This window comes from Luteibacter sp. KNZ12-1A, assembly GCF_056755675.1.
Map to the genome: position 1 here is coordinate 17315 of NZ_JBPGXU010000035.1, position 18492 is coordinate 35806.

The window sequence follows — 18492 nt, forward strand, 5'->3', positions numbered from 1 at the left end:
CCGCCTCAAAAAGAAAGCCGGCACCCTCGCGGGTACCGGCCTTCGGGTCGTGCAGCGAATCCTTCGCTTAGAACGTGTAGCGCACGGTCAGCATGGCGGACCAACGCGAGACCGGGTTGACCTTGGTCGCGCTGTTGTCGGTCGGGGCGTCGTAGATCGACTTCGTGCCCGGCTGGTAATTACCGTTGGAGTCCGTCGGCAGGTTGTAGATGTACTTGCCCGTGGTCGGGTCCACGCCACCGAAGGCGGCAAGATTACGCGTATACGGGAAGCCCACGTACGACTGCTGGCCCCAATCCTTGTTCACCAGGTTCAGGAAGTTGTAGATGTCGAGGCGAATCTCGCCCTTGTTGCCCTTGAAGATGCCGGGCACTTCCTGGCTGATACCGAGATCGATCTGGTTGACCCAGGCGGCCTTGGTGGCGTTGCGGCCGGCGATTTTGCCCTGGCGCTTGCGCAGGTAGTTGTCGTCCTGGATGTACTGGTAGAACTGGTCCTGCAACTGTTGCGAGGCGGCACCCGTGCCGGCAGCGTTACGCAGGATCACGTCGCCACGGTTCGGGATATAGGCCAGGTCGCGCGAGTAGCTGTCGCCGTTGGCATCGTTCGAGAACACCCAGCTGTACGGCACGCCGTCATGACCGTCGTAGAACGCGCTGATGGTCGTGGCGTAGTCGCCGAAGAACTTGTGCTGCCAGGTCAGCGAAGCATTCAGGCGCTTGCCGATGTTGGTGTTCGAGGTCGACGCCACGTCTTCGTTCGGGTTCGTCCAGGCGCTGTTCGAATAGTTCGAGCTGGCCTGGCTAGAGGTACCCGGGTTGACTTCGGTCGCATGCGCACCCGTCGCCGACACACTCCATGCCCAACCGTTCTCGAGAGCCTTGCTGAACGACAGGGTGACCGAATCGGCCTTGCCCTTCGAGGTGTTGGTCAGGTATGTGACGGCCTGGGCGAAACGGTTGTCCGAACGCGCGCGGGCGTTGTTGCCGGTCACGGACGCGCCAACCGCAAGATTCGCATTGGAAGCGCAATTGGTCGCTGCCGCGCCACCAACGGCCTGAGCGCCGCCGATGCACGAGAAATACGTGTTGCGACCGTCCGGCAGGATGCCCGTCGGGTTACCGATGTTGAGGTTCTGGTAGAAGATGCCATCGCGGGTATCGAGGTGCTGCCACTCGATGCTGGCGATGATGCCGTCCCACGGCAGTTCGCGATCGAAGGCGAGCGACGACTTCCACACGCTCGGCAGCTGGAAGTCCTTGTCAATCGTATCGACTGCCATCTGCGGCACGGTGCCGGCGCCGCTGGTGTTCTGAGCGAGCGGATTCGGGCTGAAGGCCGGGCACGGGATATTTGGACCGTTGCCGAGCTTGCAGGTGCCATTGGTCTGGCGGTTATACGAGTAGGTGACGACGTTGATACCGTTGTTCTGGTACGGGTTCGTCATCCACACGGTCGGCGGATCGGACTGGAACAGGCCAACGCCACCGCGCAGCTGCGTCTTGTATTCGCTGTCGAAGGTGTAGTTGAACGACAGGCGCGGCTCGACGAGCTGGCTGCCGTTGACCGTGTTGGCGTTGCTGAAGCCGTACTTCTGCGCGAACGTGGCGTTGTAGAGCGGCTTGTCGTCGGTCAGGTACTTGTTGACGCGGACACCGAACTGCACCGAGAGGTTGTCGCTCGCCTGCCAGGTATCCTGCAGGAAGAACGTGTGGCGACGGAGTTCCCACTGCCCGGCGATGTCGTTGAGCGAATAGCCCGGCGCCGGCTGGTACAGCGAATAGTTGGTGTAGCGACCGGCGGCAAGGTTGGCGTAGCCGTCGTAGATGTATGAACCGAACTCGGTACGACCGAACAGGTTGTAGATGCGGTTACGCTCCCACTCGAAACCACCCTTAATGGTGTGATCGCCGAGGTACAGCGTGCCAGCCCACATGGCGTTCAGCGTCTTCACCGACGCCGCGTTGTAGTGGCTGAACTGATCTTCGCCAAGGAAGATCGACGGGCCCGAGGTACCGATGCCCTGGTTGACACGGACCTGGACCATCGGCTGCTGCGTATCCACCGAGCGATTCAGCGAGTAATCGCTGTAGCCGACCTTGGTTTCCGACGAGAACACGTCGTTCCAGTCATCGAACGACTGCAAGGTGTAGTTCTTGATGTCGGAGTTGACCGTGTACCAGTAGCTGGACAGGCCGATGCCGTTGGTCGAGTTGCCCTGCGGGTTCGGCTTGACTTCCTTGGTACGCGAGTACGCAAGGTTCATGCGGTGACCGTCGGTGATGTTCCAGTCGATCTTCGCGATGTAGCGCTTGTCGGTCAGCGTACCGGCGTTGGCGCCGACGCTACCCGGGACGAGACCCACGCCGTTCGCGGCGGCGATGGTGCGGTCGAGATCGGTCTGCGAGATCTTGTTCGCGGTCGAGTTGGCCAGGGTCGGATCGAGCCCGGTGACGGCACCCGAGCTCAGGCCGGTGACTTCTTCCTTCTCGTAGCCGGCGAAGAAGAACAGCTTGTCCTTGATGATCGGACCGCCGACGGTGGCACCGGCCGTCCAGTTACGGTCGAATTCGGTGTAGTCCTTGCCACGATCGAGCCAGCCGGCTTCGCCGACCATGCTGCTGGCATTCTTGAAACCGTAATAGGCCGAGCCGTGGAACTCATTGGTACCCGACTTGGTGACGGCGTTGATTTCGGCGCCGATCGTGTCCGAAGCGACGTCGTAGTTGGCCGTGGAGATGTTGAACGAATCGATGGTATCCATCGACACCGGGGAGCCGACGGTCGGCATGCCGGTGGAGTTCAGGCCGAACGGGTCGCCCACGCCCAGACCATCGACCTTGATGCTGTTCAGTCGCGAGTTCTGGCCATTCGCCGAAATGGCGCCCGTGCCGTGGTCGACGTTGACGCGGGGATCGAGGCGCGCGATGTCCGCGATGTTGCGGCTCGGCGAGGGCGTGGCCTTCAGCTGCGCCTGCGAGATATTGGTGCCAAGGCCCTTGTTTTCCGAGGAAAACTGGCCGGATACAGCGGAGACGGTGACCGCACCGAGAGCGGTTGCGTCAGCGGCATTCGCCACGGCGCCGGCGGTCAGGTTGACCGAAGTGTCCGCGCCCAGCTGCAGGTACACATTGTCCTGGCGAACCGACGGGCTGCCTTCCTTCGTCGCCGTCACGTCGAACGGACCGCCGACGCGCAGGCCCTGGGCCGAATAACGGCCGCTCGCGTCCGTGGTGGTGGTCTTCGTGGTGCCCGAGGGCTCGTGGACGATCACGACGGTGGCATTGGCCACCGGCTGGCCGGCGGCGTCCAGCACGCGGCCGCTGATCGTCGAGGACGTTTCCTGCGCGAACGCAGGCACCGCGAAGAGCGATGCGATCGCCAGCGGCAGGAGTTTGGCGCGGATTCGGCTATTCATCTAATGGTCGACCCTGTGGCTTGCAACGAAAAAAGTTTTGGCCAAACGAATGGCTACCTGGCAGTGGGCCGGGTGCTGCGTTCGTTTGAGCTTTCCCCAATCTTTGGCTGTGTCGTCTCGTGTGATCCCGGTCACATCCATGAGCCCGGTGGCGACAGTTGTTAAGCCAACTTTAACGGCATTGTATGACAGATTTGTAACGTTTTCACGCCGGTTTGATAAATACCACTTTTTCCTACGCGGGCTGTTTTTTCTTCTAACACTTTGTTATTTAACTATATTTATTTTCACCAGGGCGAGTTGATGGCGGGAGTCGAGAAGCCACCGGGTCGCGCTCGCAGTGTTTCACGGGAGCCGCCCTCGCAAGCTCCTCCGACATGCCTATGAGGTTTCGCGGAGATTCGCAGGCCTTGGCGGGCCGGGTGGGGAGCCGACCCTGTCGGCGATGGGGTTTGCCGTAACCTGGCCCGCTGCCGCGGGATCGCCGACAAGGTCGGCTCCCACAGTTAGTCCCACAACCGGTCCCACAACTGGTCCCACAACTGGTCCCATAGTCGATCCCATGGTCGGTCCCACAGTTGGTCCCACAGCCGGTCCCATAGTCGGTCCCTTAGTCGGTCCCTTAGTCGGTTCCATGGTCAGTTCCATAGCCAGCTCCATGGTCGGTTCGACGACCGGTGCCATAGCCGGTCTCATCGTTCGGCGAGGTCCCAGTTCGGCGAAAAAAAACGCCCCTCTTTCGAGGGGCGTCGGGGTCGCGGCCTTTCGGCCCTGCGCGCTGCGGTTTTCGTCAGAAGAACGAGGCGCCGAAGGTCACCATGAAGGTGCGTTCCTGCAGGATCGAGTAGTACGGGGCCGCGGCGTAGAGCGTCGTTCCGTTCGCGTCCTTGGTCTTGGCCGGGTTGCTGGCCAGGAAGGCGGAAACGTTGCCTGCATAGGTGAGAGCCTTGCGGTCGGCCAGGTTGAACAGGTTGACCTTGATGTACGGCTTGCGGAACCACGGCGAGAAGTCGTCGAAGTTCCAGCCGGTGCCCAGGTCGATCGTGGCGTAGCCACCCACCCGCTCGGTGTTCGACCAGTCGCCCCAGATCGCGCCCTGGTACTTGGCGCTAAGCGAAGCCCAGAACGGACCATTGGCGTAGTCGATCGCGACATAGCCCGAATTCTTCGGCACGTTGAGCAAGGTCTTGCCCTTCGTGTTGTAGATGCCGTCGCCCAACGAGTCGAGGTTGTCCTGCATCAGGGCGCGCGCGTACGAATAGTTCGCGTACACCGTCCAATGGTCGTCCAGCTTGAAGCTGCTCTCGGCATTGAGGCCGCGCATATGCACCTTCGGCAGCTGCGTATAGACCGTCAATGCGGTCGTCTGATCGAAACCGGAGACCTGCTTGTTGTTGAGGTTGGACGCATAAGCGTCGACGTTCGCCGAGATGCGCTCGCCGTAGAAGCGCCAGCCCAGGTCGGCGGTGGTCGAGGTTTCCGGCTTGTTCGGCAGCGCGGCGGCAGCCGACGTGCCATAACCGTACAGGGCGTTGCTCAACAGCGCACCGTTGATCGGTGCACGGAACGTCTTGCCGATGCCGAAATAGAACTGGTTCTCGTCGTTGAGCTGGTACTTCACTCCCGCCGTGGGCGTGAACTTGTGGAAGGTCGCCGTAGGCGACGCGTCGAACTGCGCATTCGTCGTGGTCACCTTCCCCGCCGCGCTGATCGAGCCGATCGAGTTCGGGTATTCGGCGATATAGCCATCACGCTTGGTCCACACGTACGCCAGGCTGCCGGAGAACGTCCATTGGTCGTTCGGCGTCCAGTTGTCGGTGACGAAGGCCTTCTCGTTCGTGGTGGTGGTGTACTGGTCGTACACCTTCTGCACCTTGCCGTCCGGATAGCGGATCAGCACGTCCCTGCCCCAGGTATCGACCGGCACGCCGGTCGACGGGTCCACCGGGACCAGCACCTGGCCTTGCTGCTGGCGCGGACGCTCGTACCACACGCCGTATTCCAGGCTGTTGTTGTCACTCAGGTCCTGGTTGAGCTTCGCGATCACGCCGGGACGGTAGGTGTACGAATAGCTCAGCGAGTTAACCAGCTTCGTGCCGCCGATCTTGCCATCGCCATCGAGGTCGACGTTCACCGACTTGAAGTAGTTGTCGTTGGCTAGCGGATTCTCGGTAACCGTGCTGCCGCTGCCACCGCCGCCGTAGCCATACTGAAAATACGGGACGACAGACAGGCGCATGCTGTCACTGAGGGTGAACTCGCCGTCGAGGCTGGCGAGGTAGTTGCGGAACGGGTTCTGGTGCAGCGCGTAATAGTTGCTGCTGGTGCTACCCGGGGTATACGTGCCGAGGTAGCTCTGCTTGTAGTCGGCGGCGGCCTGGGCCTTCGTCAGCGACTCGTAGTTGGTCTTGACCTCGCGGTTGTATTGCAGCGAGAACGAGATGGAGTTCTTGTCGTCGATCTGCCAGACCGACTTGCCGTCGACCTTGGTCACCTTCGACTTGCCGCGGCCGCGCCACAGGTTCGTTTCGTTGTTGGAATACGACAACCACGAACGCACGGGGCCGAGGTCGCCCGTATTGAGGCGCACGAACGTGCGGTGGTAGCTGTTGTCGCCCAGGGTCTGGCTGAAGTCCAGGCCGGCCTGGTGCGACGGATCGACCGTCACCCAGGCGATGGAGCCACCGGCCGCGCCGGCGATCGGGGAATCATTGTCCGGATAACCCTGCTGGACGGTGATGTCGCCCATGTTCTCGGTATCGCCGTATTCGGACGAGTAGATCTTGTAGTTGCCGCTGTCGTTGATCGGCGCACCGTTGACCGTCACACCGATTTCGTCGAGCGGAAAACCCCGGACGCTGGCGTTGCCGTCGTTGAGGCCGGTGTAGTCGTCGGTGGACGACACCACGCCCGGGATCGAGTTGATCGCCTGCACGAAGGTGGCACCCGGCGCCGCCTTGACGATGGCCTCGCGGGACACCGTGGAAACGGCTTTCGGCGCGTCCTGGATGGACATCAGGCCGCCGCCGAGGGCCAGCGAGTTGGCCTTCACCTGCACCTCGCTCATCTGCTGGGTGGCGCGGCGCGTGGCGTTGTCGTTCGTCGTGTTCGAGCTGCTCGCCACGTTGGAACGTTGCGGCTGCGTGCCGGTGGCCTCGGTATTCTGCGCGTCCTGGGCCAACACGGCGCCTGCGGCCACGAAAAGCGTCACGGCGATCGCGGCCGAAAGGGAATTGCGGTTCATCGACTGGTTTCCTGAAGAGGATATTTGTTTGGTGGGCCCTTCCCGAGGCCGCGCGAAATCATTCGATCCGTCACTGGAAATAATGGTTTTCGTAATTAATTGGCGATTATCTCTGCGTCGATAGTTATTACGTTTGCGCAAGAAAAAACGTTTTCTCCGGACACGGCGAATCGCCCGGCAACATGGCCGGGACGAAAAAACACCGAATGACCCACTGAGCACCCAAGTCACTGACGTGGGCGACGTTTATCTCTTAGCGAGGCAATACCCTAACACTGCCGAATGACAGTTTAGCGATTATCTGACACTTCCCATCGGCGGGAAACAGGCTAGTTCTACACGAGCCAACGTGCCTCGAAAAACCGGCCGACCGGAATACCTTCCGGCCGGTCCGGACGAATCAATCCTTGCCGAGGTAACGCGAGCGCTTCGCCGGCTTGAGCGACGCGAGGTCGAGCATCACGAGCCCGTCGACGCAACCGGCGAATTCGGGATCCTCGCCGAACGCGAGGAACTGCACGCCCTGCGGCTCGACCAGGTCGACGTACTGGCGGTAAAGCACCGGCAAGGTCACGCCGAGGGCATCGAGGCGATGCTTCAGCTTGCCGAGGCCTTGGGCGGGATCGAGGCCTTCCAGTTCGCGGCGTACCGACTCGATGGTGGCTTCCGGAATCACGAACGGCTGGCGTGCGGCGGCCAGGCCCTGCACGCCGAAGAAATGCTGGTGCGCGGCGGCGATCCATTCGCGCGCCTCTCGCGGCATGCTCACCGACATGCTCACGGGCCCGAACAGGTAACGCAGTTCGCGATGCCGTTGCAGGTAGAGGCCGATGCCCTGCCAGAGTTGATCGAGCGCCCGTGAGCGCCAGTAGGCGGGTGCGATGAAGCTGCGTCCGAGCTCCAGGCCCTGGGCGAGGCGTGACTCCAGTGCCGGCGAATAATCGAACAGGCTGGAGGTGTACAGCGCGCTCATGCCGTACTGGGTGATGAGGCGGCCGCCATGACCGAACCGGTACGCACCCACGATGCGCAAGGCCTTGGCGTCCCACAATACGAGGTGCTCGTAGAGCGGATCGTAGGCGTCGAGATCGCGGCGCTTGCCGGTACCCTCACCCACGCGTCGGAAGGTCAACTCACGCAGGCGTCCGATCTCGCGCATGGCGTAGCTGTCGCTGGAGCCTTGCAACAGCAGGATGCGCTTGCCATCGGGAAGTTCGGCCAGCAATTCGGCCTTGTCCAGTTCGGCGACCACGCGCTCCACGGGCTCGGGATGCGCCAGCGGGGTTTGTCCACCGAAAACGAGGCCGCGCTGGCGTGCGACGCGATACACGTGCCGGCGCATCAGCTTGGCCGCCCGCTCGGACGAACCGCCACTGGCCTGTTTCAATTCCTCGGAGTCGACGAGCTTGCCGATGCGGAAACCCACCCGCTGCTTGCCCGAGGTAGCCTCGCGCGGAAGCATCGCCGTGCTCAGCGGCTTGGCCAACATCGACAGTCCGTAGAAGGCGACCGAATTGCGCGCGGCGATATGCACCGGAAGCACCGGCACGCCGGCGCGCATGGCGATGCGCGCGAAGCCGTCCGACCACTTGCCATCGCGCACGCCGCCGGGGCGCATGCGCGACACTTCGCCCGCCGGGAACATGATGAGCACCTCGCCCGCCTCGACCGCGCGGAACACGGCGCGCATCCTGGACGTGGCGCCTTTGCCGAAGACATCCACCTTCAGCAGCAACGATCCCAGTTGCGGCACCGCCGACAGCACGTCGTTACCGAGGATGCGGACATCGCGGCGGACCGAACCGATCAGCTGGATGAGGGCGATCGCGTCGACCATGCCCAGCGGATGGTTGGCCACGACGATCAGCGGCCCTTCGACAGGGATGTTCTCGCGTTCGCGTTCGGTGACGCGACAGCTGACGCCGAGGTAATCCAGCGTCTTCTCGCAGAATTCGAAACCTTGCGCGGGGCCGGCAAACGCCAGCGTGCGATTGAAGCGGTCTTCGTGGGCCAGGGTTTCCAGCATGCCGACGAGCGGCTTGCGGAGACGAGGGTGCTGGGCCAGCCATGGCATGCGCTCCAGCAGGGTCTGATCGATGCTCAGCATGACTTGGGATCCCTTGACGTCGAACGATGGCTACCTTGCCGGGCCGGTGCGGAGTCGTGATTTCTCATAGTGCCTTCGAACATCCTCTTTGCCCCTGAGAGGGCTTTCGACCCATGCCCGGTGCCAGGAGCTTTCCTGGCCCCGGCCATGCTCGCGGGCAATTATGACAGTAACCCTACCGCCACGTATGTTCTTGCGGCAATCACCCTGACGTATCAAACCGCCAGGTGCAGATAGGCCGAAATGCCGGCGAGGAACATCTGCACCGACAAGGCGATGAGCAGCATGCCCATGAGCCGCTCCAGGGCCGTGAGGACGCTCTCGCCCAGCCAGCGGAACAGGAAGGTGGAACTGAGCAGGATGATCGCGGTGGTCAGCCAGGCCAGGAACAGGGCGATGCCCCATTCCGCCGTGCGGCCAGGCTGGGAATTGGTCAGCAGCAGGAGGGCGGCCATGGCCGAGGGGCCGGCGACGCCGGGGATGGCCATCGGCACGATGAAGGGCTCGCCCTCCCCCGTCTTGCCGAACACGCCACCTTCCACCGGCGGGAAGACCATGCGGATGCCGATGAGGAACAGCACGATGCCACCGGCGATGCTCACCGATTCCTGGCGCAGCTGCAGCACCTTGAGGATGTACTGGCCGCCAAGCAGGAAGGCGACCAGGACGACCAGGGCGATGAGCAACTCGCGCACCATCACCTTGCGCCGGCGCTGCGGCGGCACGTCCTTCAGCAGGGCGAGGAACAACGGGATATTGCCCAGCGGATCCATGATCAGGAACAGCAGGATGCCCGCGGACAACGTCGTCATCTGCGCTTCCATGGGGGAGAACTCCTGTGGCAGGTCAGTGGATGGGGCGTAGATCGAGCACGGCGCCCCGCGCATCCGCGCCGGCACCGGAAAGCAGGTAGACGATGGCATCGGCCGCGGCGGTGGGCAGCGGTTTTTCCAGCGTGTTCTCGCCGTAATACGCCGCGCGACGCAAGGCGGTGCGCATTGGCATGGGCAACAGCGTATGCACGCGCATGGGGCCGCGGCCGTTCTCGGCGTGCAGCACCGCGGCCATGCGCTCCACCGCGGCCTTGGAGACGCCATAACCGCCCCAGTGGGCACGCGAAAGCAGTTCCGGATCGTCCAGCACGAAAACCACGGCGCTGTCCGGGGCCCGCGTGAGCAAGGGCATGCATGCCTGGGTCAATGCGAACGGCGCCGACACGTTCACCTGCATCGCGCGCAGCCAGTCGTCAGGCTTGTGCATCGCGATGGGGGTCAACTCGTTGAAGTGCGCGGCGGCATGCACGATGCCGTCGAGGCGGCCGAACTCGCCCTCGATGCCTTCGGCCAGCGCGGCGTAATCCGCGGGCGTGGCGCTTTCCAGGTCCAGCGGATGGATCACCGGTTCGCTGCCGCCGAGCGCGACGAGTTCGTCGTAGCGTTTCTCCAGCGCGCGTACCTTGCGCCCGGTGATCACCACCGTGGCTCCCGCGCGAATCGCCGCTTTCGCCGTTTCGCCGCCGAGGCCGCCGGTGGCACCGGTGACGATCACCACGCGGCCCGCGAGCGCTCCTGGCGCCACGGACCAGTCCTCGGGCAAGCGGGTGGAGTGCAAGGCGTTCACGTCGCGGCTCCGGCCACGTCGGCCGCCATGCGCTTCAACTCGCCCGCGGCGTGCAGGTCTTCGACGATATCGCAGCCGCCGATGAATTCACCCAGAAGGAACAACTGCGGGAACGTCGGCCAGTTCGAATAGTGCGGCAAGCCCGCGCGGATTCGCGGATCGGCCAGCACGTTCACCGCGTGGAACGCCGCGCCGGCCGCCTGCAAGGCTTTCACGGCGCGATCGGAGAAGCCGCAGGTCGGGTATTCCGGCGTGCCTTTCATGAAAAGCACGATCGGGTGGGCCGCCACGATGGCCTTGATCTCGTCTACGACGTCCATAGCTCGGTTTTCATCATTAGAATGCGACTAGTTGCATAGTGTAGCAGCGCACGGCCTGACGCCCCCTGCCTACGCCCTTTCCCCCAGCCACCGCTAAGGAGTCCCGCAATGGCGTTCGAACTTCCCCCGCTCCCGTACGAAAAGAATGCCCTGGAGCCGCACATCTCCGCTGAGACCCTGGAATTCCACCACGGCAAGCACCACCAGACCTACGTCACGAACCTCAACAACCTGATCAAGGGGACGGAGTTCGAGGGCAAGAGCCTGGAAGACATCGTCAAGACCTCGTCCGGCGGCATCTTCAACAATGCGGCGCAGATCTGGAACCACACCTTCTACTGGCACTCGATGCGTGCCCCGGGCGGCGCCGAGCCTCCGGCGAAGCTGGCCGACGCACTGACCAAGGCTTTCGGTTCGGTCGACAAGTTCAAGGAAGAATTCGCCAAGCAGGCCGCCGCCAACTTCGGCTCGGGCTGGACCTGGCTGGTGCAGCGTCCGGACGGCTCCCTGGCGATCGTCAACACGTCGAACGCCGCCACCCCGATCACCGGCAGCGACAAGCCGCTGTTCACGGCCGACGTGTGGGAACACGCGTATTACATCGATTACCGCAACGCCCGTCCGAAGTACCTGGAAGCGTTCTGGAACATCGTGAACTGGGATTTCGCGGCGAAGAACCTCGCCTGATCCCCATGGGGCGGTTTCAGCGCCCTAGCTACGAAATGAGAAAGGCCGGGTCGCGAGACCTGGCCTTTTCGTTACCCGCCGAGCCATGCCCATGCGGGAACCCCTACGGAGCCCCTGAAGAAACCTCCGTGGGAGCTCGCCTCCGTGGGAGCCGCTTCAGCGGCGATCCCGCGCTAGCGGGCCAGTTCGAGGCAAGCAACCATCGCCGCTGAAGCGGCTCCCACAGGACCTTTTCGCAGGGGGTTTTTCCCCAGAAGGGGCCTTCTACAGAAGAGGCTTTCCACAGGGGCCCTCTCGGCCCCGTGCCTCGACCGCTTAGCCCAGCGCCTCGACAGCCGGGGCCACCTGTTCTTCCCGCCCCAGCGCGGCCCCCACCTCCACCAGCTTCGCCCGCAGGCTGCCGGCATCGGTGGCGCAGATCGTCGCGTGGCCTACCTTGCGACCGGGACGGGCTTCCTTGCCGTAGTCGTGCCAATGGCCGTCGACGGCGGACAGCACCGGCGCCGGGTCGGGCATCTCGCCGATCCAGTTGAGCATGGCGCTGGCCCCGCGCACGCCGGTGTCTCCCAGCGGAAGGCCGAGCACGGCGCGGATATGGTTCTCGAACTGGCTGGTATGCGCACCCTCGATGGTCCAGTGCCCCGAGTTGTGCACGCGCGGCGCCATCTCGTTGCCCAGCAACTCGTTACCGCGGACGAACAATTCCAGCGCGAACACGCCGACGTAATCCAGCCGTTCGGCGATGGCCCGCGCATGGGCGACGGCCTCGTGTTCCAGCGCATCGGAAGTACCCGGCGCGGGCGCCAGGCTCAGCGAGAGCACGCCGTCCACATGCCAGTTACGGGTGAGCGGCCAGGTGCGGAACGCGCCGTCGCGGCCGCGCACGGCCAGTACGGACAATTCGCGATCGAACGGGACGAAGGCCTCCAGGATCAGCCCATGCCGGGACGCGGCGTCGCCGAGCGCCGCCCAGGCGGCATCGATATCCGCCGGAACCTTCAACCGGAACTGCCCCTTGCCGTCATAGCCGAGGCGGCGCGTCTTGAGGATCGCAGGGAGGCCGATGCGGCCGACCGCCGCGACCAGGTCGTCGCGGGTATCGACCACGGCGAATTCCGGCGTATTCAGGCCGGACTCGCGGAACAAGGTTTTCTCGGACAGCCTGTCCTGGGCCACGGCCAGGGCGCGCGGGTTCGGAAACACCTTGACCAACCCGGCGAGCCGTTCGGCCGTCGCCGCGGGCACGTTCTCGAAGTCGAAGGTGACCACGTCCACCTGCCTGGCGAATTCCGCCAATGCCGTTTCGTCGTCCCAGGGGGCGACCACCAGCCCGGACACCTGCCCGGCGCAGGCATCGGCGGCGCCGTCGACCGCGAGCGTACGGATGCCCAGCGGGGCCGCCGCCAGGGCCAGCATGCGGGCGAGCTGCCCGCCACCGAGGATACCGACGGTGGGGAGCGTGCGGCTCATGTGCGCGGGTCCGGATGGTCGAGGACGGACCGGGTCTGCGCGGCACGGAAGTTGTCCAGCGCTTCGGCCACGGCCGGATCGTGCAGTGCCAGCACGGACGCGGCGAGCAAGGCCGCGTTGGTGGCGCCGGCGCGCCCGATGGCCAGGGTGCCCACCGGCACGCCGGCCGGCATCTGGGCGATCGAAAGGAGGGAATCCATGCCGTTGAGGGCCTTGGACTGCACCGGCACGCCGAACACCGGCAGGGCCGTCTTCGCCGCGATCATGCCCGGCAGATGGGCCGCCCCGCCGGCACCGGCGATGATCACCTGGATGCCCCGCGCGCGGGCCGTTTCGGCGTAGTCGAAAAGCAGGTCGGGCGTGCGGTGCGCCGACACGACGCGGACCTCGTGGACGATGCCCATGCGGGTCAGCGTGGCGGAGGCGTGCTCCATGGTTTCCCAGTCCGAACGCGAACCCATCACCACGCCCACGCGCGGCGCGTTCGCTTCGTTACCCTCGTTGGAAGTCATGGCCCGAGCACCCAAAAGTCGCTATTGTAAAGGCATTCCCGTTTATCAGGTTGGCCCCCGGGGCCACTTCCCATGGACAAGCGTCTACTCGACATCCTCTGCTGCCCTGTCAGCAAACGCCCGCTGCGCCCCCTCACGGCGACCGAGCGCGACCAGCTCAACGGAGCGATCCGCGCCGGGGCGGTCGACACGGTCGCCGGCGAGAAAGTCGCCGACCCGATCACCGAGGGGCTCATCACCACCGACGGCCAGCTGGTCTACCGGGTGGAAGACGGCATTCCCGTCATGTTGCCCGAGGCAGGCATCGGCACCCTCCAGTTGTCGGGCTTCGCGCCAGAAACGGGTCGCGCCTGAAATCCGTGACGCGAGTCACGCTATAAAGCATTGGTTCCCGCACAATGACGCTTCAGGCGGGGGCCAGAACATCCAGGATGCGCGATGAACAACGCGAGCGAGCCGTCCAACGTCGTCGATCTCAGTCAGCGCCTGGACCCGCGCAGTGAGAGCGTGGGCGCGTTGCTGGTGACGGTGCGCGGGCTGGCCACGAAGCGCCTGCACGCCCTGGCGTCGAACATGTTCGAGAACATCGACGACGCCCTGTTCGACCTCGCCGAGAAGGCCGAGAACAACGCGGCCCAGACCCAGTTCTTCGACGGCATGCGCGAGGTCCGCAAGAAGCGGGCGATCGTCGAGCGCACCTTCCTCGGCCAGGTCGCGCGCGACCTGGCCGATTTCTCCGCGGGCCGCACCCGGGCCCCGGACGCCGACGGCACCGGCCGGCCGCTCGCCAATATCGAACTCAGCCTCGTCGGCGAAAACGAACTGGAAGAATCCCTCGCGATCACCAGCATGATCGGCAAGAACGAGCAGCGCCTGGCGCGCGCCCTGTTCGCCGTGAACCAGCGGCTGTCGGTGATCTGCGGCGGCAACAAGATGGACGACGCATCCAACCCGGTCGGGCCGGCCTCGCTGGCCGGCGCGTTCCGCCAGGCCATGCGCGAGCTGATGGTCGAGGTCCGGGTCAAGCTGATCATCTACAAGCTGTTCGACCGCTACGTGCTCGCCGGCATCGACGAGCTCTACGACGACATCAACAATGAACTGGCCAGCGCCGGTGTCCTGCCGCAGCTGCGCCACGAGATATCCACCCGGCGTAGCGACGCGCCGGCACCGATCGGCCCGGTCTCCGCGGCCGCCGTGCCGCAGGCGTCCGCCACGCCGGTGACTGACGCCGCCGCCGCGGAATTCATGCAGTCGCTGCATGCGCTGTTCTCGGCGCGTCGCGACAGCGTGCCGGCGGTGGGCGGCCCCATGGGCACCCCGCTGCCGACCGGCCCCCTGCCCAGCCCGGCGGAATTGCTCGGCGCGCTGACCCTGTTGCAGAGCCAGATCGCCACGCTGCCGAACACCGCCGCGCCGCTCGCCACCCAGGCCGACGTCAGTCGTGACGTGGCCCAGTTGAAGGAACAGCTTCTCGCCCAGATCGGGCAACTGCGTGGCCAGCAGACCGCGCATGTGTCGGGCATGGACGAGGACACCATCGATCTCGTCGGCATGCTTTTCGAGTTCATCCTCGAGGACGACAACCTGCCGACGGAAATGCAGGTGCTGCTCGCGCGCCTGCAGATCCCCTACCTCAAGGTGGCGCTGCTCGACCGCCGGATGTTCGCGCACAAGTCGCACCCCGCGCGCCAGCTGCTCGACGCGCTCGCCGACGCGGCGAAGGGATGGTCGGCCGAAGCGGACCGCGACGGACGTCTGTTCGACAAGATGAAGTCGATCGTCGAACGCCTGTTGCACGACTTCGACGACGACACGGCGATCTTCACCCGCCTTGCCGGCGAACTGCAGGACTTCCTCGACGTCAGCCGCAAGCGCGCCGAACTCGCCGAGCAACGCGTCGCCGAGTCCACGCGTGGCCGCGAGAAGCTCGAGCAGGCGCGCCGCCGGGCCGCGCAGGAAATCGTCGGCCGTATCGGCGGGGCTTCGCTGCCGCCGCTCGTCTACGGCGTACTGACCCGTGCGTGGGCCAACTACATCGTGCTCACCCTGCTCCGCCAGGGCGAGGAATCCCAGGAATTCCGCGACTCGCTGCGCTTCATCGACGATTTCATCGCCAGCGCGCAGCCGGTGCACGACCTCAATGGCCGGCGCGACCTGCGCGCGATGCTTCCCGGCATCGAGCGCTCGTTGCGTCGCGGCCTCGCGGCCGTGGCCTTCCAGGAAACCGACACGGAACAGCTGCTGGGCCAGTTGCACGCGTTCTACCGCCAGCAACTCGGCGAGGCCGTGGGCGAGACCGTATCGGGGACCATCGTCGCCAGCGTGATGCCACTGCCCGAGGCCATCCAGGCCATCGAGGAACCGGTAGCCGAATCGGAACCGGACGACGAGGTCGATTCCCTGCTCGACGAAGCCTTCGACGAGCGCAATCTCGCCCAGGCGCGCGAGTTGAAGGTGGGCCAGTGGCTGGAGTTCACCGCCGCCGATGGCACCACCGATCGCGCCAAGCTGTCGTGGATCAGCCCGATCAGCGGCCGCTACCTGTTCGTGAACCGCCGTGGCCTGAAGGTCGCCGACCACAGCCTCGCCGGCCTCGCGCAGGCCTTCGCCAGCGGCACGGCGCGCGTGCTCGATTCCACGCTGTTGTTCGACCGCGCGATGGACGCGATCGTGGAAAAGCTTCGCCAACCCGAATAAGGTAGCGGCCTCTTCCACGGACGCCGCCAGCCGATGAGCCCTGCCGATCCGCAACACCTGGCCGACGCGCTACCGTCGGCGAGCGAGGTCCTTGCCGATGTCGAACGCGCCTTCGTCGAAGACGTGGGGCCGGGTGACGCCACGGCCGACCTGCTCGATGCGAAGGCGACCGCCACCGCCGTGCTGACCTGCCGCGAAGATGCCGTGCTGTGTGGCGCGGCGTGGTTCGAGGCGTGCTTCCGCAAGCTCGATCCAGACGTGCGGGTGGAATGGCTGGTCCACGACGGCGACCGCGTGGCGGCGGGAGCGACGGTGTGCCGCCTGGCGGGCAAGGCGCGGTCGCTGGTCACGGCCGAACGGTCGGCGCTCAATTTCCTGCAACTGCTGTCGTCGACGGCCACTGTCACCGCGCATTACGTGGATGCGCTGGCGGGCACCCGCACGCGCATCCTCGACACGCGGAAGACCATCCCCGGCCTGCGACGCGCGCAGAAGTACGCGGTGCGCTGCGGCGGCGGCACGAATCATCGCATCGGCCTGTTCGACGCGATGATGCTGAAGGAAAACCACATCATCGCCGCCGGCGGCATCCCGGCCGCCGTGCGTGCCGCGCGCATGATCCACCCGTCTCTCCCTCTGATCGTGGAAGTGGAAACCCTCGACGAACTGGCCGAGGCGATCGCCGCCGACGCCGATCGCGCCTTGCTGGACAATTTCACGCCAGCCATGCTCAAGGAAGCCGTGGAGTACACGGCGGGACGCATTCCGCTGGAGGTCTCCGGCAACGTGGAGCTCGACACCGTCCGCGCGATCGCGGAAACGGGGGTGGATTTCATCTCCAGCGGCGCGCTGACCAAGCATGTCCGGGCGATCGACCTGTCCCTGCGGCTGGACGTGAAGCACTGACGGCCGCCAGGGACTTGTGGTCGGCGCAACCGGGCCACACACTGACCCCATGTCTTCCTTCACCGATCTCTTCTGGCTCTTCGCCCTCGCCGCCGGCATCGCAAGCTGGTACCGGCTGACCCGTGCACGCGAAGTCGCCGTGAAGGCGGCGACGGCCTTGTGCAAGCGGCACGGCCTGCAATTGCTCGACCAGAGCGTAGGCCTGCGGTCGATCCGCTTACAGGGTGTCGACGGCGTACGCCGTCTGGAACGCTGCTACGGGTTCGAGGTGAGCGAGGATGGCCAATCGCGGCAGGCGGCACGCCTGTGGATGGCCGGGAACGAGGTGGCCAGCTTCTCGTTGCCGCTGTCGGGGTCGCCGGAGCTGGAGACCGTGGTGGCGACCGATTCGGTGGTACACACCGGCAACGTCATCTCGCTGGCGGACCGTCGGCGGCTCCACTGAGCCGCCAGCGTATTACTTGACCACTCGAAGATGCGGCGCGCCCCGCTTCGGGCGGTCGTCGTCGCCCCCGGCCTGCGGCGGGGCTTCATGGGCTTCGTCAGCCGCATCGGACGTATTCGCCGAGAGCGCTTCGTTCTCGTCGGCCGGGAACATCATGCCCTGGCCGTTTTCCTGCGCATAAAGGGCAAGCACGGCCTGCATCGGGATGACGATGGACTGGCTGACACCGGAGAACCGCGCCTGGAAGGTGATGCGGTCGTTGCCCAGGTCGAGGTTGGCCACCGCCCGCATCGCCAGGTTCAGCACGACCTGCCCGTTCTTCACGACATGGGCCGGCACCTGGACGCCGGGCTGGGCGGCATCGACCAGGACATACGGCGTGAAGCCGTTGTCACTGATCCAGTCGTAGATGGCGCGCAGCAGGTAGGGCCGGTTCGAAGTCATGCCCGCGTTTTCGTTCGTATCCATGGAAAGCGTCCTCGTCGTACCCGCCGGTCGGTCGGGAATCACCAGCCCCGGCAGGGCAAGGCCAAGAAGAGAGTTTACGGGATACGAGCCGCCTGGGAACTAACCGGCGCTGAAGTTGAAGTCCGGACGCATATCGCGTTCTTCCGGCGTGAGGCTGCGGGCGAAGCCCTGGCTGTGGAACAGGCGTTCGCCGTAGTCGACGATCGGCTTGCCCTCTTTGCCCAGGTCCACGCCCAGGTGGGGCAAGCGCCAGACCACCGGGGCGACCAGGCAATCGATCAGGCTCATTTCCGGGTTGAGGAAGAATCGCGAAGCCCTGAACAGGGGCACGGACAGCAACAGGTGCTCGCGCAGGCGCTTGCGCGCGCCCTCGGCCGCCTTGCCGCCCTCGCCGATCGCCTCGATCTCGGGTAGCCAGTCGTTCTCGATCCGCCACGTGCCCAGGCGGAGACGGGCGCGGGACAAGGGATCGATCGGCATCAAGGGCGGATGCGGGTAGCGCTCATCGAGGTATTCGACGACCACGGCCGGGTCGTAGAGGGTGAGGTCTCGGTCGACCAGGGTCGGCAGCGTCCCATAGGGATTGAGTTCGAGC

Annotated in this window: 15 protein-coding genes; 5 read left to right on the forward strand and 10 right to left on the reverse strand. The window is 64.9% G+C overall.

Annotation, left to right across the window (positions count from 1 at the left end; all coding sequences use genetic code 11):
* Positions 1 to 67 precede the first annotated feature (67 nt).
* The 6 genes from ACR9ZJ_RS09475 to grxD all read right to left on the reverse strand — a co-directional run bounded on the left by ACR9ZJ_RS09475 (position 68) and on the right by grxD (position 10709).
* Positions 68 to 3418 (reverse strand): TonB-dependent receptor, encoded by a 3351-nt coding sequence (locus ACR9ZJ_RS09475; RefSeq protein ID WP_481287624.1) that lies wholly within the window; start codon positions 3416 to 3418, stop codon positions 68 to 70.
* A 790-nt stretch (positions 3419 to 4208) separates the two neighbouring features.
* Positions 4209 to 6662, reverse strand: a complete 2454-nt coding sequence (locus ACR9ZJ_RS09480) for a TonB-dependent receptor (RefSeq protein ID WP_481287625.1) — start codon at positions 6660 to 6662, stop codon at positions 4209 to 4211.
* 400 nt (positions 6663 to 7062) lie between these two features.
* Positions 7063 to 8769, reverse strand: a complete 1707-nt coding sequence (gene olsF, locus ACR9ZJ_RS09485) for a bifunctional ornithine lipid synthase OlsF (protein ID WP_481279736.1) — start codon at positions 8767 to 8769, stop codon at positions 7063 to 7065.
* A 215-nt stretch (positions 8770 to 8984) separates the two neighbouring features.
* Positions 8985 to 9581 carry a YhgN family NAAT transporter gene (locus ACR9ZJ_RS09490; protein ID WP_481287632.1) on the reverse strand — a complete coding sequence of 199 codons (597 nt, stop codon included), beginning with the start codon at positions 9579 to 9581 and terminating at the stop codon, positions 8985 to 8987.
* A 34-nt stretch (positions 9582 to 9615) separates the two neighbouring features.
* On the reverse strand, positions 9616 to 10389 hold the full coding sequence (locus tag ACR9ZJ_RS09495) for an SDR family NAD(P)-dependent oxidoreductase (protein ID WP_481287626.1): 774 nt from the start codon (positions 10387 to 10389) through the stop codon (positions 9616 to 9618).
* A complete protein-coding gene (gene grxD / locus ACR9ZJ_RS09500; protein WP_481279734.1) occupies positions 10386 to 10709 on the reverse strand; it encodes a Grx4 family monothiol glutaredoxin in 324 nt (107 codons plus the stop codon). The genes ACR9ZJ_RS09495 and grxD overlap by 4 nt, the downstream gene beginning before the upstream one ends.
* 108 nt (positions 10710 to 10817) lie before the next feature.
* Between grxD and ACR9ZJ_RS09505 the strand changes: the two genes are divergently transcribed.
* Complete coding sequence (locus ACR9ZJ_RS09505; protein ID WP_481279733.1) at positions 10818 to 11396, forward strand: superoxide dismutase; 579 nt, start codon at positions 10818 to 10820, stop codon at positions 11394 to 11396.
* Positions 11397 to 11711: 315 nt separating this feature from the next.
* Here ACR9ZJ_RS09505 and ACR9ZJ_RS09510 read toward each other — a convergent pair whose 3' ends face one another.
* A complete protein-coding gene (locus ACR9ZJ_RS09510; protein WP_481279732.1) occupies positions 11712 to 12866 on the reverse strand; it encodes a 5-(carboxyamino)imidazole ribonucleotide synthase in 1155 nt (384 codons plus the stop codon).
* A complete protein-coding gene (gene purE, locus ACR9ZJ_RS09515) occupies positions 12863 to 13378 on the reverse strand; it encodes a 5-(carboxyamino)imidazole ribonucleotide mutase (RefSeq protein WP_481279731.1) in 516 nt (171 codons plus the stop codon). Before purE ends, ACR9ZJ_RS09510 begins: the two co-directional genes overlap by 4 nt.
* A 72-nt stretch (positions 13379 to 13450) precedes the next feature.
* Here purE and ACR9ZJ_RS09520 point away from each other — a divergent pair, with 72 nt between their 5' ends.
* The 4 genes from ACR9ZJ_RS09520 to ACR9ZJ_RS09535 all read left to right on the forward strand — a co-directional run bounded on the left by ACR9ZJ_RS09520 (position 13451) and on the right by ACR9ZJ_RS09535 (position 17429).
* The gene (locus ACR9ZJ_RS09520; RefSeq protein ID WP_481287627.1) at positions 13451 to 13732 is read left to right on the forward strand and encodes a Trm112 family protein; all 282 of its coding nucleotides are present in this window, start codon (positions 13451 to 13453) and stop codon (positions 13730 to 13732) included.
* 84 nt (positions 13733 to 13816) lie between these two features.
* Positions 13817 to 16078, forward strand: a complete 2262-nt coding sequence (locus ACR9ZJ_RS09525; RefSeq protein WP_481287628.1) for a DUF1631 domain-containing protein — start codon at positions 13817 to 13819, stop codon at positions 16076 to 16078.
* 33 nt (positions 16079 to 16111) lie between these two features.
* Positions 16112 to 16984, forward strand: a complete 873-nt coding sequence (gene nadC, locus ACR9ZJ_RS09530; RefSeq protein ID WP_481287629.1) for a carboxylating nicotinate-nucleotide diphosphorylase — start codon at positions 16112 to 16114, stop codon at positions 16982 to 16984.
* A 49-nt stretch (positions 16985 to 17033) separates the two neighbouring features.
* Positions 17034 to 17429: a DUF3301 domain-containing protein gene (locus tag ACR9ZJ_RS09535; protein ID WP_426285235.1), complete on the forward strand. Its 396-nt coding sequence runs from the start codon at positions 17034 to 17036 to the stop codon at positions 17427 to 17429.
* Between the two features lie 12 nt (positions 17430 to 17441).
* On the opposite strand, the gene ACR9ZJ_RS09540 is transcribed toward ACR9ZJ_RS09535, so the two are convergent.
* Positions 17442 to 17873 (reverse strand): ClpXP protease specificity-enhancing factor, encoded by a 432-nt coding sequence (locus ACR9ZJ_RS09540; RefSeq protein ID WP_481282672.1) that lies wholly within the window; start codon positions 17871 to 17873, stop codon positions 17442 to 17444.
* Positions 17874 to 17996: 123 nt separating this feature from the next.
* The coding region (locus ACR9ZJ_RS09545; protein WP_481287630.1) for a glutathione S-transferase N-terminal domain-containing protein at positions 17997 to 18492 on the reverse strand (496 nt) is incomplete at its 5' end.

Coding starts and splice junctions, on each gene's coding strand:
- ACR9ZJ_RS09475 (WP_481287624.1), bottom strand. CDS start 3,418: ATGAATAGCCGAATCCGCGCCAAACTCCTGCCGCTGGCGATCGCATCG.
- ACR9ZJ_RS09480 (WP_481287625.1), bottom strand. CDS start 6,662: ATGAACCGCAATTCCCTTTCGGCCGCGATCGCCGTGACGCTTTTCGTG.
- olsF (WP_481279736.1), bottom strand. CDS start 8,769: ATGCTGAGCATCGATCAGACCCTGCTGGAGCGCATGCCATGGCTGGCC.
- ACR9ZJ_RS09490 (WP_481287632.1), bottom strand. CDS start 9,581: ATGACGACGTTGTCCGCGGGCATCCTGCTGTTCCTGATCATGGATCCG.
- grxD (WP_481279734.1), bottom strand. CDS start 10,709: ATGGACGTCGTAGACGAGATCAAGGCCATCGTGGCGGCCCACCCGATC.
- ACR9ZJ_RS09505 (WP_481279733.1), top strand. CDS start 10,818: ATGGCGTTCGAACTTCCCCCGCTCCCGTACGAAAAGAATGCCCTGGAG.
- ACR9ZJ_RS09510 (WP_481279732.1), bottom strand. CDS start 12,866: ATGAGCCGCACGCTCCCCACCGTCGGTATCCTCGGTGGCGGGCAGCTC.
- purE (WP_481279731.1), bottom strand. CDS start 13,378: ATGACTTCCAACGAGGGTAACGAAGCGAACGCGCCGCGCGTGGGCGTG.
- ACR9ZJ_RS09520 (WP_481287627.1), top strand. CDS start 13,451: ATGGACAAGCGTCTACTCGACATCCTCTGCTGCCCTGTCAGCAAACGC.
- ACR9ZJ_RS09525 (WP_481287628.1), top strand. CDS start 13,817: ATGAACAACGCGAGCGAGCCGTCCAACGTCGTCGATCTCAGTCAGCGC.
- nadC (WP_481287629.1), top strand. CDS start 16,112: ATGAGCCCTGCCGATCCGCAACACCTGGCCGACGCGCTACCGTCGGCG.
- ACR9ZJ_RS09535 (WP_426285235.1), top strand. CDS start 17,034: ATGTCTTCCTTCACCGATCTCTTCTGGCTCTTCGCCCTCGCCGCCGGC.
- ACR9ZJ_RS09540 (WP_481282672.1), bottom strand. CDS start 17,873: ATGACTTCGAACCGGCCCTACCTGCTGCGCGCCATCTACGACTGGATC.